This is a genomic window from Parabacteroides faecis (assembly GCF_014647375.1).
Taxonomy (GTDB): Bacteria; Bacteroidota; Bacteroidia; order Bacteroidales; family Tannerellaceae; genus Parabacteroides; species Parabacteroides faecis.
This window is the reverse complement of sequence record NZ_BMPB01000005.1, coordinates 215,652-231,643: the sequence shown is the minus strand read 5'-3', so window position 1 is coordinate 231,643 and position 15,992 is coordinate 215,652. Positions and strand designations below refer to the sequence as shown.

Below are 15,992 nucleotides of genomic sequence, written 5' to 3'. Positions count from 1 at the left end.
CCGAGAGGAACCGGAGGCGCGTAAGTTAAAAGCCAAACCCTCCGTGATCCTCTTCTTCCGATTCTTTTTCATTACCACGAATATAGATAAAATCGTTCCCACTCTGAATAATATCGGAGGCGGGAACTTTTTCTTTCAGCTTCTCCAACTCTTTTTCTTCTTTCACACAGACCAAAGCACGGTAACTTTTTGAAGGCTTATCTGCGATAAACCAAACTCCGGTATAAGCAATCTCTTCCAGGTAATGCATCAATGAAGTACTAACGCCGGAGATACCGATCGGTCCACGGAAAAACTTTAGTTTGCCCGACCAGGGAGATAGCTCCTTTAATAATGCCGGAAATTCCGGATTATCCTTTCCATCCATCGGAAGATACTGCCGGATCAACCCGTCAACCTTATTCTTCGCAGCAGCCGAACCGGAAGGAAAAACAACCGAAACATATTTATTCCCGGCTACCACTTGCAACTGATAAGGCGAAAGACAATCGATACATCCCAATGTATCCGCCCGCTGACACCGGAACACATGCAACGAATAAATACCGAAAGCATCCTCGGGTGTCGGCATCTCATAAATCTCTATCGTATATTCTTGTCCGTCGTAAACCACATCCCGGGCCGTCAGTTTGCTGACACCGTATTCGAGGAACTGCTCCGCCCCGCCGTTCATAAAACCGTAGAGTCCCGAGCCTGTAAATACCCGTTCCCTTTTCACTTCGACCTCCTGTGCAACCAGAAAGGCGGGGATCAACAGCAGGAAGCCTGCCCATCGTATAAAATGTTTCATGCCTGCAACGTAGTTTCTATCAGTTCGATTTTATCCTTATCAGCTACACCGAGTTGAAATTCCTGCGCCATATCCATAAAGGTACGTGCCCCGGCTTTCTCTTCTTCCTGCAATCCCTCTTCAATACGCTTGGCGATCACTATATCGTAACTGATACGGTCGACTGCCACCGCATCACTTCCAGCCAGGATAGTATTATAATGGCAGATAAATTGCGGATTGGCAGCCGGTCCGCCGTCGAAGCAACCGATCATTCCGTCGACAATATTCAACACCACCTTATCCCGTAACGGTGGGAAAGCACAAACCGAAGCACAGGTATCATGCCACATCGGTCCGTGAAGTCGGGCCGTATTCGTGATAGAACCGAAAGCCAGATTCTTCATGCAGCAAGTGATTGTTGTTCCGGCATTCTTCAGAACCGGCACATTGATGATCTTCGTTACCATCTCCGTACATATCTTCGTGAAATAAGAGTTTTTTCCGCCATTGATCATGAAAGGCATCGTATAGGCATCGTATTCTCCTTCGAGGTCAACGGAAAAGTACTGCTCCTTATCGATCCGTGCTTCCCCATAGAATTTGCCTTCGGCATTGATATAACTGCCTTTCTCATCCTGATACTCTGTCCCGATGATCTTTATATCCGGATAGTTCTCTGTGGTAAAACCAGATTCCTTCAGGTCCGCTTCTCGCCTGTCCCAGATAATGACATTCTTCCGGGAAATACCGGCTTCCTCCAACTGGTTGATAATGGATTGCGTCAACGCATGTGAAGTAGACAACAGTTTCCCTGCTATCGGATTTACTTTTAATCCGATCACATCGTCAGGACCGACAAACTGTAGCCAGGCTTCTTTCAGATTACTCTTTCCGGTCAGATTCAACATACAGCTCCTAAGCATTTCATAAGCAGCTTCTTCGGAAGGCTGTCCGTCGACAATGCAGCCAGGATGAGTTGTACGGGCTACTTTTCCGGGATATTTACCCGGCATGGAATTTTCCTTTCTGGGAACAGCCAGAGCATCCTTTATATTGGTTGCCGGTTTCTCTTTATCTGCCTGCACCACGGGAACAGCCTTTACGATGGGAGAAAAAGCGACACTTGCCCCACCAAGGGCCAGCGAACGGAAAAAGTTTCTTCTTTTCATGGTATTACTGATTAAGTCTTCAAGGTGCTAAGATATTGATTTTATCCGGTGCATTGTCCGTTTTATCCGGTTATTTCCTAATAAATCCCATCTTATGGGTATTGATAGCCAGCCGGAAAGTACTTACTTTTGCGACACAATTCGAGAACTCAATAAAAAATGCTGGAAAAAGGATTACAACACACAAGCAGTACCGTAGTCAGTGCCGCTAACTCAGCCCGTACCATGGGATCGGGCGACCTGGATGTATTCGCCACACCGTCGATGGTGGCTTTAATGGAAAACGCAGCCATGCTGGCTGTTGCCGCCAAACTGCCGGAAGGCTCGACAACCGTAGGTGCACAGATGAACACGTCACATATCAAACCGTCCCCGCTGGGAGAAACAATTTCCGCCACGGCAACCTTACAGGAAGCGGATGACCGCAAACTCACTTTCAGCGTTGTGGCACAAGACTCAAAGGGGACGATCGGCGAAGGGACGCATATCCGTTTCATCGTAGACAAAGAGAAGTTCCTATCGAAGATCTACCCTACCAACAAATAGGTATTTTACAGGCACAGAATGCCCATTTATGGTGATTTCACGTTCTCCGATCTCTTTCTATATTTGTTCCGTCTTAAAAATGAACAAACAATGAAAATAGAAAAGATTACAGGACGTGAAATCCTCGACTCAAGAGGTAACCCTACCGTAGAAGTAGATGTATTATTGGAATCAGGTGTAACAGGCAGAGCTTCTGTCCCCTCCGGCGCATCGACCGGCGAACACGAAGCATTGGAACTACGCGACGGTGACAAGAAACGCTATTGCGGTAAAGGTGTACTGAAAGCTGTTGAAAACGTAAACAAGATAATCGCTCCGGCCCTGAAAGGCATGTCAGCATTGGATCAGGTAGGTATCGACCAGGCCATGCTCGAACTGGACGGAACGAAGACCAAATCAAACCTCGGTGCAAACGCCATCCTCGGTGTTTCCCTTGCAGTTGCCAAGGCTGCTGCCAACTATCTGGATATTCCTTTATATAGATATATCGGCGGAACAAACACATACGTGATGCCGGTTCCGATGATGAACATCATCAACGGCGGTTCACACAGTGACGCTCCGATCGCTTTCCAGGAATTTATGATTCGCCCGGTAGGTGCTCCTTCTTTCAAGGAAGGTCTGCGTATGGGTGCCGAAGTATTCCACGCATTGAAGAAAGTGTTGCACGACCGTGGCCTGAGCACTGCCGTAGGTGACGAAGGCGGTTTCGCTCCTGCTCTGGAAGGAACGGAAGATGCTTTGAACTCGATCCTTGCCGCTATCAAAGCTGCCGGATACGAACCTGGCAAAGACATCATGATCGGTATGGACTGCGCTTCTTCCGAATTCTACAAAGATGGTATCTACGACTATACGAAGTTCGAAGGTGACAAAGGCGTAAAACGTACTTCCGACGAACAGGTAGATTACCTGGAAAAACTGATCAACGAATATCCGATCGACTCTATCGAAGACGGTATGAACGAAAACGACTGGGAAGGCTGGAAGAAGCTGACCGACCGTATCGGTAACCGTTGCCAGCTGGTAGGTGACGACTTGTTCGTTACAAACGTCGACTTCCTGTCGAAAGGTATTCAGGAAGGTTGCGCCAACTCGATCCTGATCAAAGTAAACCAGATCGGTTCATTGACTGAAACACTGAATGCGATCGAGATGGCTCACCGTCACGGCTACACGACCGTCACTTCTCACCGCTCCGGCGAAACAGAAGATGCAACGATCGCCGACATCGCCGTTGCTACCAACAGCGGACAGATCAAGACCGGTTCATTGAGCCGTTCAGACCGTATGGCTAAATACAACCAGTTGCTCCGCATCGAAGAAGAGTTGGGTAACAAAGCTGTATATGGCTATAAAAGATTAAAGTAATCTCATAAAATAAATCATAATCGCTAATTTACCAAAACTAGGATTAAAGTAAAGAGCTTCCCCGTGAGGAGAGGCTCTTACCTTTTTATAGGTATTCAATACCCGAGTTTTACCATCTTATTGCGATTGTATATCTGTCAAAGAATGAAGACCTTTGGAAAGTAATTAACAAGATATTCCAGCTATCCATTATGAAGATATTAAATAAAACTTTCAACGGTCAACTCACATTCTGCGAATGTTGCAATACATATAGTCTCGAATTCGGTAATTTCTTTTTCTGCTTCACCGAAGCCGGCTACCAGAACTTCAGAAGATATGTAAACAGTATCGACGGCGACCTGTCCATACAGAACAACCAACATTTTGCCTCTAACCGGAAAATATGTATAAAGATACAATCGGAAAGCATCTACTTCTGCCTGAATAAAATGGAACTGGAAGAGTTGAAAGAACTTCTTTCCGCCCGGAGAAACGGCAAGAAGTCCCCTTATCTGGCACAGAACTATTCACTGAACTGACATACTAGATATATAATAACTAATTTGCACAACTAAAGAATTGAAGAGAAGCTTCTCTGCGAGGAGAGGCTTTTTTCATACCTTACAGTAGGTATTTAATACAGATTTAATATCATACCCTTCTTTTATATATAAATAAAGCCTTATATTTGCAAAAGGTGATGGAGAAGTTTAGGAAATATCTGCGTATAGCGCTCCCCGCACTGTTCATAGCGTATCTGGGATGCTTGATTGCGTTTACCCACGTTCATATTGTGAATGGGGTAACGATTGTACATTCGCACCCATACCATAAGACAGACGACGGACGCCCGGACCATGAACATGGTTATGCCGAGTTCCAGTTACTTCATCAACTATCGACTATTCAGATCAGCGGTGCTGCATTTGTCTCTTTATTGCTTGCCGCTTTTCTTACAGTATTATTCAGATTATCCTGCAATCCGGTCTACCCGGATTATCTGGTCCCCATACAAGGGGAACCGTCTCTTCGCGCCCCTCCTGTAGCCTGATAAATATGTCCCCATGCAGTTTGCCAACCTTTTTCATCACGTTGGCAAAGTTCTGCCACGCCTATGGCAAAGTCCTGCCATGCCTATGGCAAAGCTATGCCATGCTTGTGGCAAACCCTTCAACATGGGAAGAAGAGTCCCGGAAAATACCGGGCATTCAATTATTGTATTACCTATTTATCAGATTAAATCAATATGAATAAGATTATAACACTTATACTATGCCTATGCTGTACCCTAACGGCTGCATGGGCCACTGAAGAAGAGAAAATGAACGCATCGGATGCAAACGTATTCGGGCATGTATTGGATAAAGAAACCGGCGAGCATCTGCCATTTATCACCGTTATACTAAAAGGAACAACCATCGGAACGACAACGGACAACTCCGGTCATTATTTCCTGAAGAACCTGCCGGAAGGAAAGTTCACCCTCGAATTTAAGTATCTCGGTTACAAGACTGTCACCCGCGATGTAAAACTGGAGAAGGGGAAAACACAGGAAATTAATGTAGAGATGGAAGAAGACAGAATCGCCCTGGACGGCGTTGTCGTATCGGCAAACCGGAGTGAAACTTCACGGCGTCTGGCTCCTACACTGGTAAATGTGATCGATTCGAAGATATTTAAGACAACCAATGCGGTGAACCTGGCGCAAGGATTGAACTTCCAACCGGGTGTGCGTGTGGAAACGAATTGCCAGAATTGCGGTTTCCAACAGGTACGTATCAATGGGTTGGACGGTCCTTATACGCAGATACTGATCGACTCGCGCCCCATATTCAGTGCACTTTCGGGAGTTTACGGACTGGAACAGATTCCGGCCAATATGATCGATCGTGTGGAAGTGATGCGTGGAGGCGGTTCAGCATTGTTCGGTTCTTCCGCCATCGCCGGAACGATCAATATCATAACCAAAGAGCCGTTACGTAACTCGGGCGAACTGACACATACTTTGTCTTCTATCGGAGGAAGTTCCTCTTTTGACAATAACACGACACTGAATGCTTCGCTGGTAACGGATAACGGGAAGGCGGGAATGTATATCTTCGGACAGAACCGCCATCGTTCCGGTTACGACCATGATAATGACGGCTATACCGAATTGCCAAAGTTGAAGAATCAGACGGTTGGTTTCCGTTCCTATCTGAAAACAAGCACGTACAGCAAACTGACGTTCGAATATCACCATATGAACGAATACCGTCGCGGCGGCAACCTGTTGGATCGTCCGCCCCATGAAGCGGATATTGCCGAACAGTTGGAACACTCCATCGACGGCGGAGGATTGAAGTTCGACCTTTTCTCATCCGATTACAAACAGAGGTTCAGTGTCTTTACCTCGGCCCAAAACACCGACCGCGACAGCTATTACGGCACCGGACAGGACCCGAATGCGTATGGAAAGACAACCGACCTGACCTTTATGGCCGGTACACAGTATTCGTACAGCTTCGACCAGTTCCTCTTTATGCCGTCAGACCTGACCGCCGGATTGGAATACAACTACGATCATCTGAAAGACGAAATGATCGGTTACAACCGCTACACCAACCAGAAAGTCCATATCGAAAGCCTTTTCCTGCAGAACGAATGGAAAAACAAACGGTGGAGTTTCCTGATCGGAGCGCGTATGGACAAGCACAACATGATAGATAATGTGGTATTCAGCCCCCGTGCCAACGTTCGTTTCAATCCGACGGAAGATATCAATATACGTGCCAGCTATTCCAGTGGCTTCCGTGCTCCGCAGGCTTTCGACGAAGACATGCACATCTCTGCCGTCGGAGGTGAGATAGCGATGATACGTCGGGCGAAAGACCTGAAGGAAGAGAAATCGCAAAGCCTCAGCACATCGGTCGACTTTTATCACCGTTTCAAGAACGGTATCCAGGTAAATTTCCTGGTGGAAGGCTTTTATACGAGTCTGAACGATGTATTCGTGCTGGAAGAAATCGGGAAAGACGAACAGGGCAATATCATCAAAGAGCGCCGGAACGGTTCGGGAGCAAAAGTGATGGGGCTGACCCTGGAAGGGAAAAGTGTCCTTTCTTCCTGGTTGTCTTTACAGGCAGGAGCCACATTCCAACGCAGCCGCTACAACGAACCGGAGAAATGGAGTGAAGATGAGAACGTGCCAACCGAAAAGAAGATGTTCCGTACCCCCAATACATACGGTTACTTTACCGCGACACTGACTCCGTTGAAACATTTCACGGCTTCCCTGTCGGGCACTTATACCGGAAGTATGCTGGTTCAGCATCTGGCAGGTTATATTCCAATGGATAAAGCGGTTAAGACACCGGACTTCTTCGATATGAATATCAAACTGGCGTATGACTTCCACATTTATAAAGATATCAACCTGGAAGTAAATGCCGGTGTACAGAATATCTTCGAAGCCTACCAGTCCGACTTCGACCAGGGTCCGAACCGTGACTCTGCTTATATCTACGGGCCGGCAACACCGAGAAGTTATTTCGCCGGTATCAAGATCAGTTACTAAAAGAATGATCCGTCTTTTCCTTTTACCCGTTCGGCAAGCTCCCTCACCCTATGGAGACAGCATCGCCGGGGTAAAAGGAAAAGTCCGGTCATTCCGTTCTATCTATTAAAACACAACTCATAAATTACCCCACCCACCAATCCGCTACCAACACTCTTTCTACAAAACAGATAACCTAGACATTCCTGCCAATCAATACCCAGGATTCTGTTCCAGCAAATTATTGGCACCTATAAGACTATAATGAATAGGGAAACGGTTTAGGTTCGTATTATTAGTAGCCTGATGATCCCACCAGTTTTCGGTCACATAAGCATCCCACCGTACCAGATCGGTACGCCGGCGTCCTTCACCCAGGAATTCCTGCAACCATTCATCCAGCATACGGTATTTATCCAGATTGGCTACCGTAACCGGATCAGGATCATTTCCATTCTCAAAATATCGTTGACGAACCGTATTTATCAACCGGGCAGCTCCTTCCTTATCTCCTGAACGCATTTTACATTCAGCCAGCATATAATAGATTTCAGCCAAACGGATAATAGGCACATCCGGGTCGAACTTCCGGGTTTTCTCATCCTGATTCGGACGCGGACTCCGTTTGGTAACACGTACACAAGAAGATTCTTCGGCCGTAGCAATAGTTGAAAGTAAAGATTCCAATGTCGGGTAATCCGCCGATCCGACTTTTGCAAAATAGGCTACCTGATCACGGACTACTAACGGCTGGCCATTATATTCCCTGCTGCCCGTACAAACCCACTCCGGATTCAAAGGATTGATCAATTCACCGACGATAAACATTCCCCGGTATTTACCACTTCCTTCATACACATAAGGTTGTTTGCGGATATCTTTATCATTGAATTTGGAGTAAGCACCTCCCAACTTATAAGGATACTTCTTTCCTGTCGGGTCCAGACTGGGAATCAACCCGATACCATTATTAGAGCCGGAACCTTCCAAGCCGCCAAGATAGTTTTTATAATTGTAAGGGACCATATAACTCCAATACATTCCATCCGTTTCCAGTTTAGCATTCTCACTGGGAACCGACCAGATTATCTCAGGGCAAGTTTCGTTGTCAAAACCGAAAATATTCGTCCAGTCCGTATCCAGCGCATACTTACCATATTTCCCGTCGATAATGTCCTGACAGATGGCGGCAGCTTCAGTGTACATCTCTTTTCCGATATAAGGCTTTGCATTGAAATAAAGCCGGGCCAGTAAAGCTGCACCAGTTGCCCGGTGAAGACTTCCGTTCTCCATAGCGCCCAACTCCTCTTTAACCGGTAAATTGGGTATTGCTTCATTCAAGAGATTTTCTACAAAATCGAATGTTTCCTGGTCGGTAGAGCGACCTTTTACATCGCTCTGTGTCGTCTCATAAAGGGGAACCCCGCCGAAAAGATCCAGTCCGTCCAGATAAAAAGAGGCAACCAGAGCTTTCTGTTGGTTAAGCATTGACTCTTTTGTCCCTTCTTCAAACCCCAAAGCATCGAAATCAATGTTTTCCAGATCTTCCAACGCATCCCAGGAGAGCGCGACTCCCATAGCGAAGTTCGTCCATCCTGTTTCCACAAATGCCATATCCTCCGTATAGTCATGGTGATGGAATTTCTGATACATAGCCCCGTTATACCAGTCACTACCCCGGGTTGGCAGACAGAACTCGTCCGTCCCCAGTTCCTGAAGCATCCAACGGGGTTCGTTATGCCCCACATACCAGCGCCAATGGGTAAACGGACGGTTAAAACGTTCCCATACCGCATCCTGAGAGGTATAAAAAGTTTCGGGAACTACCTGCGAATAAAATGTCGGTTCCACATCGCAGGATGTTGCTGCCAGTAAACAAGCGATACCCGAACATATATAATTTATTATCTTATTCTTTTTCATTCTGCCTGTATTTAGAAGTTTAACTGAAGACCTAAAGTATAAGTACGTACCACCGGATAGAAATCCGACCAGAACTTTTCCGTACCACCTTCCCAGCCGGTAATATTTACTTCGGGGTTCATGCCGCTATAGCCGGTAATAGTGCATACATTTCCTACTGTCCCGTAGAGGCGGATACGATCGATGAACTTGGTGTATTTCTTCATCGGCAGCGTATATCCCAATGTGATAGCATCGATTTTCAGAAAGGTACCGTCTTCCAGGTAATAATCACAAATCTGTTTCTCCCCTTTGATATGGCTGAATTTTCCATAGGCTGCTTTCAATACATTGGTATTTCCCTGTCCTTGGATGCCGAAGTACATATTTATCGTGTTGTAAACATCGAAATCGATCCAACTGCGCAGGTTGATCCCCAGATCGAAATTCTTATAAGCCAGCGTATGGCTCCAACCGACCACAAGTTTGGGGGTATAATTTCCCATGTACTGTTTATCGTTCTCCGTTTTTTGTGCGGCCGGGATCACTTCACCGTCTTTATTGTAAAGAAGGAAACCTCCGTCATCGTCAAAACCGGCAAACTTCCACAAATAGAACGAACCGATCGTCGAACCTTCTTCCATACGGGCTGCATCCCCGGGAGAACCCGGAGCAGGAAAGCCATTCCCATTATAATAGGTATTATTCCCCCATAATGTCAGTATCTTGCCTGTATTATGGCTCAGGTTCAGGCTGGAGGTCCACACAAAATCTTTTGTTCGGATAATATCTCCGCCTACTTCAAACTCCCATCCCTTACTTTCCATACTTCCGATATTCTGCCATTGAGAGCCCTGTGTATAAGGTGGTTGAGGTACTTTTACACTATAAATCAGATTGTCTACCTTACGGCGATAATAATCGAATTTACCATATAAACGATTGTCAAAGAGCGAGAAATCGAGCCCCAGGTTCCATTCCTTCTTTTCCTCCCAACCCAGACTCTGGTTCACATTCTGTGTCTTTCCGTAGGAATAGGCCCATTCACCATCAGGAAGCATCCAATATGTATCGGAGCCAAGCATATTGGCCATATAGGAAGCACTAAAGTCATTATTTCCGGTTACTCCATAACCGAAACGAACCTTCAGGTCGTCTATCCATTTGATATCTTCCATAAACTTTTCATTGGAAATACGCCAGCCGGCAGATACAGACCAGAAGTTAGCCCAGCGATTATCTGCTGCGAACTTGGACGAACCTTCATGGCGGATAGATGCCTGCAACAGATATTTATCCTGATAAGAATAATTCGCACGGGCAAACAGGGAGAACAAACGTTCGGTAATATTTTTACCGGAACTCATTGCTGCCTTACCGTCACTCAAATAGGAACCGGCACCTATATCCCAGAACTTTACACCATCTACAGCAAAATTATAATTGGACATATTGAAGCTCTCGCCGTTGTTTTCAAAATAGGAATAACCGGCTACCGCATTCAGGTTATGACCGCCCTTAAATTCTTTGATATAGGTTGCATATCCTTCCGAAGTGAGGTTCTCTGTTTTACTGAAAGCCAGATGGGCATAGCCTTTCCGCGATTCTTCCAGTTCATCCCGGTGGTTGCGGGAATTATAGAAATGATGTTCCCATTGCCGGTTTTCATATCCTAGCACTTGCTGATAGGAAAGTCCGGGAACAGGCTTTATATTCAACTTGAAAGTCACCTCCGGTTTGAACCATTTATCCAGCCCTTCATAGGTACTCAGCATGGCATCGGCTACTACATTATAATCCAACTGTTCGTTCAGCCAGACATTATAACCGGTCTCATTCTCCGGATCATAGGGTGAACGGGTCGGGTTATTACGCAATGCCTGCTGGAAATTCGGATAATGATTGTTACGCATCGCTTGCCGGTAATCGACATTCGGACGTACTTCCAACCAATCGTCGAACAATTTAAAGTTTGCATTCACACGTCCACCATAATCCTGCCGTTCATCCTGATGGGCGATTCCCTGATTCTTCTCATAGAAGAAAGAGGTATAGACCTGCGCTTTCTCCGTTCCCATTTCAAGAGCCAGGTGGTGCTTTTGGGAGAAGTTGTTGTGGTTGATCAGTTCGTCCCACCAGTCGACATCCGAACCGTAGTCGGTCCCTATCTCATGTTCCGCATATTCTCGGCCGGAAAGCATTTCAGGGGCATTATAATTCTGCTTCTTTGTAAACTCAGAACTATACGTCAACTTCACCTTTCCATCCGTATTGGAACCGCTCTTAGTCGTGATCAGGATCACTCCGGAAGCAGCACGGGTTCCGTAGATAGCTCCGGCCGAAGCATCCTTCAAGACGTCGATGGATTTTATATCGTCCTGAGTAAGCGAACGAATATCGCCCCCGGGAAAACCATCGATAACAACCAAAGGGGCTCTACCGGCATTTATCGAAGTCATACCGCGTAACTGGAAGGTCGTACTTGAGTTTGCACTGCCCAGATTGGTCATGATCAATCCTCCGATCTTACCTTGTAAAGCGGAAGAGATATCCGAACCACTCACTCCGACCATCAGATCATCAGCAGAAAGAGAGGTAACGGCACTCGTCACCTGTTTCTTTTCCATCGTTCCATAGCCGATCACAACGACCTCATCCAGCGTTTTGGTATCTTCAGCCAACCGGACACGCAATGAGCTCTGATTACCTAAGGGTATTTCCTTTGAAACATATCCTATATAGGAAACAGAAAGAACTGCATCATCAGGAACATTCTGCAATATGACATATCCGTTTGCATCCGTAACATTCCCGTTTGTCGTTCCCTTGACCGTTACATTTGCACCGATCAGCGGACCGGATTCATCCGTTACCGTTATTGTTACTGTCCGTCCTTTCTGCATGGACGATCCGTTTTCCGCAACTGTTATTTCTTCTTTATTCCCGTCTGTCGCAGAGATCGGAACCGAACAAAACAGAAACAAGCCTAAAGTTATAGCTACCGCACAATAATGCGGTTTATATAATTGAGAAAGTATATGAAAATTCTCTTGTTGCTGTATTTTCATGAATATTAATAGATTAGTTGATAATAAAGATTCAAGTAACTTATTCTCTTCTGTGATGGCTTACTTACCATCCTTTGTATTGGTCTCACGTCATATGTATGTCCTCCTATTAAAAGTTAACGAAACTGGAAATAAAAACACTTATTAGGATTTAAACATCGTCTTGGTAGGACTATGGTGCATATAGGAGGTTTGAGTAAAAATATGCTGAATATTATTTGTTTGTTACTTTATTTATATTAATTTTACGACGGATTTTAAACTATCGGAGAGGTATTTCACAGCTTTCTACTAATAGAGGTTAAACACAAACACCATAGTTCTACCAAGACTCACCTTTCTTTTCAACGGTTATAAGAGAAAAACATAAATCATCCCCACTCGGAAATAATTTCTTTATAATAAATAAGGGGTATACTATTTTTTTGAAAAAAATAGTATACCCCCATGAATTGAAAAAGAATCACTAAACAATATGCTCATCTTTCAGAACCAACATATCCCCCATATCTTCCAATTCATAAATACAAGCTCTTTCCGATCCATAAGGAGAATTCGGTCTATGGAAAATAAGTTTCATCAATTTAATACTTCCATCTACAATTTGTATCCACTCATGGCAATAAATAATGTAAAGAATCTTCAATCTGCAATTCGCCTTGTTCATCGAAGAACAAGCGATCCATACAAACAACTCTATCCCAATTTGGTTTCTGGCAATATGGGTCAGCATGACGATGATAGATCATACAAAATCTACCATCAGGTGCCTCTACTATTGAATTATGTCCCGGCGAAGAAATGCCTTTTGAAAGATTAGTCGTCAAAAGAGGGTTATTAAGACTTTTAGTCCAAGGACCTAAAGGGCTTTTTGAATGAGAGACCCCTATCCCATAATGTCCATATCCTGTATCATTCGCAGAGTAAGTCATATAATAAATCCCATTTCTTTTAAATACATAAGCTCCCTCATTACATCGATTTTTATCCCAATTTACTTTTTCCCATGATTGGGAAGCCCCTGAAATAAAAACAGGATTTCCGTCAAGCCCCGAAAGGTCTGTTGCCAATCGTGCGGCATAAAGCTCGCCTACAGCCAATGTCTCTTGTATTCTATTTTTACTATAATAGACATAAGGAGTCCCATCATCATCTACAAAAATATCAGCATCTATTGCAGAATATCCTAAGTCGAACCAAGGAGTGTAAAGATCAACAAAAGGACCATCCGGTTTTTCGCTGGAGGCCAGGCAAGTAAGCATTAAACCTCGCTCTTCCACGTAGCAACTATACGTCATATAAAATTTTCCTTTATAATACTCCACTTCTGGTGCCCAAAAAGCATGACTGCCAATATGATTTTCCGGTTTACGATACAAAAGGCCTTTATACTCCCATGTGATTAAATCCGTAGAAGTATAATAAGCAAATCCCATTCCCTCCGGTAAAGATGTCGTACCAGTCAGATAGTATAAACTATCAAATTTATAAACAAAAGGATCTGCAACAGACAATGCCACACTATCTGTTGTTTTTAAAGGATTTAAATGCTTATTACAACTCCCTTTTAGTGGTCTGCCATGACAAACCACCAAAAAAAGGAATAAGTAAATAACATATATATATTTTTTCTTTATCATGATCTATAAAGTTTCATAATTGAATGAGAGTGTCCTCCCGCAGTTGTATCTTATACACTCTCATTTCTTTTTTACCAATAAGGAGCTTGTACTAAATTCGGATTTTTCTCTAATTCTGAAATTTCAATATTCATCCAATAGTAGGCTTTTTTCCATACACGATTATGTTCCGGATCTCCCACCCGTTTATAGAAATTATTAATGTCCGTGCAATCCCAGTCTAAGCCCATTAAATAGCCATTCATCTCCGGTATACTTTCAGCAATTTTCCAACGACGTATATCAAACCAACGAATACCCTCTGAAACGAATTCTACACGCCGTTCCATGCGTACAACATTACGAATAGCATCTTGCGTATTATCTACGTGAATATAGTCTGGGTTATTTGCAGCAACAGCGTTAATTGTATATTGACGTAAGCCAGCACGCAGACGTATATGATTGAGATATTTCAAAGCCTCCAATCGTCCCGTTGCGTTATCGTAAGCCTCGTTAACAGCCTCTGCATAATCCAAATAACTAGTACCCAAACGATAAAGCCATTCAGTCCGATTTCGATACCATATCCCATTTTTACTATTATCCCCTTGATAAACTTTACGACGTACCAAATAACCATTACGCGGTGAATTCCACTGATGATTGTTATCTTTTCCATAACACAAAAAATCAAAAGGACGTTCTGCCACTTTATACCATGAACCATGATAACTTACAGATGTATAAAAACGAGGCTCACGATTATAATACATCTTCCAAATTCCTGCTGGTGTAACTTCGCCCGCTACTCCTGTACCTTCATCCCAAGAAGTATCGGCACGTTTCGTAACTTCTGTTGTAAATCCTTCCTCGGAATATCCAGACTCTTCATTAATTATCGGGTTCCCGTCTGCCTTATACCCTGTAATAGCAGGTAATCCATTACTCATAAAGTAAGCATCCACTAAACCTTGATATACCCCTAAACATCCTGCATCTCCAAATTCAGGAGTAATACAAAGATCTTCGTAACCCTCAAAATTCGTATGACCCAAATCATTTGTCATAGGAAATGTTATCTCTGGATTCCCAGCAGACTCTGTTGTAAAAAAAAGATCTCTCGTAGACCGAAAAGGATCTATAGACCCATCCTTATTATAAGCGATAAACAAAGCATGTCCAGCAGCCTCTGCTCTATCAATCACAAGTTTGCAAGCCTCAGCTGCTTTTATCCATTTCTGCTGGTCATAAACAGGACTAAACAACTGACTTCCATCAACATTAGTCCAATCCTTATACCAAGAATTACCATTTACCAACGGACTGGCCGCAAAAAGCAGCATACGAGCACGAGTAGTTAACGCCATAATTGAAGTAGCATGCCCATATTCATTAGTAGCAGTATACTTATCGGGTAGCAACTCTGAAACAGCCAACAATTCTTTATCTAAATACGAAACTATATCATCAAAAGAAGTACGCGCTTTCTGCATTTCTGCCAATGGTACATCTGTTGAAAACATTTCGGGTATAAAAGGGATAGGGCCATAATTTTCAGTCAAATGCCACCAATAATAACAAGCTAAATAACGGCATTCGGCTTTCATCCGATCTATTGTTTCTTGAGGTAAACCTGCAATTTCATGAGCTTTTTCCTGAAACAGATAAGCATGACGAATCCGTTTAGGGTATTCATTCCACATATTCCAACTCGGCGCAGTAGCAACATTCCAGGTTCCATTGAATAACCTTTCTTGCACAGAGAGTACTCCCCAATTTACTAATCGATTCCACACGAGTTCATCTCCCCAAACGCTCCAGCCTAATCCATGTGTATAATCGCCAGGAGTAGGCAAGCCATTATATACATAGCCTAATACACCTTCTACCTTATTTTTATCATCAAAGACAATGTCCATCGTCAATTCTGTATCTGGTTCCTTTTCCAAAAAATCACAAGACATAAATGAAAGTAAAGCAAAAGCTGCAACTACCAGATATTTTGATTTCAATCTTTTCATCTTA

The 15,992-nt window shown here is 44.0% G+C and carries 11 protein-coding genes; 5 read left to right on the top strand and 6 right to left on the bottom strand.

Annotated elements, in window-relative coordinates; all coding sequences use genetic code 11:
* Positions 1-25: 25 nt before the first annotated feature.
* Both IEY67_RS08540 and IEY67_RS08535 read right to left on the bottom strand, forming a co-directional pair.
* Positions 26-790: a DUF6599 family protein gene (locus IEY67_RS08540; protein ID WP_183671236.1), complete on the bottom strand. Its 765-nt coding sequence runs from the start codon at positions 788-790 to the stop codon at positions 26-28.
* Positions 787-1,941 (bottom strand): DUF362 domain-containing protein, encoded by a 1,155-nt coding sequence (locus IEY67_RS08535; protein ID WP_183671237.1) that lies wholly within the window; start codon positions 1,939-1,941, stop codon positions 787-789. The genes IEY67_RS08540 and IEY67_RS08535 overlap by 4 nt, the downstream gene beginning before the upstream one ends.
* A gap of 159 nt (positions 1,942-2,100) precedes the next feature.
* On the opposite strand from IEY67_RS08535, the gene IEY67_RS08530 reads away from it, so the two are divergent.
* From IEY67_RS08530 to IEY67_RS08510, 5 genes are all read left to right on the top strand, one after another.
* A complete protein-coding gene (locus IEY67_RS08530; RefSeq protein ID WP_183671238.1) occupies positions 2,101-2,487 on the top strand; it encodes a thioesterase family protein in 387 nt (128 codons plus the stop codon).
* Between the two features lie 90 nt (positions 2,488-2,577).
* Positions 2,578-3,858, top strand: a complete 1,281-nt coding sequence (gene eno, locus IEY67_RS08525) for a phosphopyruvate hydratase (RefSeq protein WP_122351766.1) — start codon at positions 2,578-2,580, stop codon at positions 3,856-3,858.
* A gap of 191 nt (positions 3,859-4,049) precedes the next feature.
* Positions 4,050-4,379, top strand: a complete 330-nt coding sequence (locus tag IEY67_RS08520; protein WP_122351767.1) for a DUF6686 family protein — start codon at positions 4,050-4,052, stop codon at positions 4,377-4,379.
* A gap of 161 nt (positions 4,380-4,540) precedes the next feature.
* Complete coding sequence (locus IEY67_RS08515) at positions 4,541-4,891, top strand: DUF8478 family putative metalloprotein (protein ID WP_122351768.1); 351 nt, start codon at positions 4,541-4,543, stop codon at positions 4,889-4,891.
* Between the two features lie 195 nt (positions 4,892-5,086).
* Positions 5,087-7,396 carry a TonB-dependent receptor gene (locus IEY67_RS08510; RefSeq protein WP_183671239.1) on the top strand — a complete coding sequence of 770 codons (2,310 nt, stop codon included), beginning with the start codon at positions 5,087-5,089 and terminating at the stop codon, positions 7,394-7,396.
* A 192-nt stretch (positions 7,397-7,588) separates the two neighbouring features.
* Here IEY67_RS08510 and IEY67_RS08505 read toward each other — a convergent pair whose 3' ends face one another.
* The 4 genes from IEY67_RS08505 to IEY67_RS08490 form a co-directional block, all read right to left on the bottom strand.
* Positions 7,589-9,298 carry a RagB/SusD family nutrient uptake outer membrane protein gene (locus IEY67_RS08505; RefSeq protein WP_183671240.1) on the bottom strand — a complete coding sequence of 570 codons (1,710 nt, stop codon included), beginning with the start codon at positions 9,296-9,298 and terminating at the stop codon, positions 7,589-7,591.
* An 11-nt stretch (positions 9,299-9,309) separates the two neighbouring features.
* Positions 9,310-12,180, bottom strand: a complete 2,871-nt coding sequence (locus IEY67_RS08500) for a SusC/RagA family TonB-linked outer membrane protein (protein WP_229801011.1) — start codon at positions 12,178-12,180, stop codon at positions 9,310-9,312.
* 779 nt (positions 12,181-12,959) lie between these two features.
* Positions 12,960-13,985 (bottom strand): glycoside hydrolase family 43 protein, encoded by a 1,026-nt coding sequence (locus IEY67_RS08495; RefSeq protein ID WP_183671242.1) that lies wholly within the window; start codon positions 13,983-13,985, stop codon positions 12,960-12,962.
* Positions 13,986-14,056: 71 nt separating this feature from the next.
* Positions 14,057-15,988 carry a RagB/SusD family nutrient uptake outer membrane protein gene (locus IEY67_RS08490; protein ID WP_183671243.1) on the bottom strand — a complete coding sequence of 644 codons (1,932 nt, stop codon included), beginning with the start codon at positions 15,986-15,988 and terminating at the stop codon, positions 14,057-14,059.
* Between the last annotated feature and the right edge of the window lie 4 nt (positions 15,989-15,992).

Bases quoted from the DNA above. Each gene is read 5' to 3' on its own strand.
- IEY67_RS08540 (WP_183671236.1), bottom strand. From the start codon at position 790: ATGAAACATTTTATACGATGGGCAGGCTTCCTGCTGTTGATCCCCGCC.
- IEY67_RS08535 (WP_183671237.1), bottom strand. From the start codon at position 1,941: ATGAAAAGAAGAAACTTTTTCCGTTCGCTGGCCCTTGGTGGGGCAAGT.
- IEY67_RS08530 (WP_183671238.1), top strand. From the start codon at position 2,101: ATGCTGGAAAAAGGATTACAACACACAAGCAGTACCGTAGTCAGTGCC.
- eno (WP_122351766.1), top strand. From the start codon at position 2,578: ATGAAAATAGAAAAGATTACAGGACGTGAAATCCTCGACTCAAGAGGT.
- IEY67_RS08520 (WP_122351767.1), top strand. From the start codon at position 4,050: ATGAAGATATTAAATAAAACTTTCAACGGTCAACTCACATTCTGCGAA.
- IEY67_RS08515 (WP_122351768.1), top strand. From the start codon at position 4,541: ATGGAGAAGTTTAGGAAATATCTGCGTATAGCGCTCCCCGCACTGTTC.
- IEY67_RS08510 (WP_183671239.1), top strand. From the start codon at position 5,087: ATGAATAAGATTATAACACTTATACTATGCCTATGCTGTACCCTAACG.
- IEY67_RS08505 (WP_183671240.1), bottom strand. From the start codon at position 9,298: ATGAAAAAGAATAAGATAATAAATTATATATGTTCGGGTATCGCTTGT.
- IEY67_RS08500 (WP_229801011.1), bottom strand. From the start codon at position 12,180: ATGCAGAAAGGACGGACAGTAACAATAACGGTAACGGATGAATCCGGT.
- IEY67_RS08495 (WP_183671242.1), bottom strand. From the start codon at position 13,985: ATGATAAAGAAAAAATATATATATGTTATTTACTTATTCCTTTTTTTG.
- IEY67_RS08490 (WP_183671243.1), bottom strand. From the start codon at position 15,988: ATGAAAAGATTGAAATCAAAATATCTGGTAGTTGCAGCTTTTGCTTTA.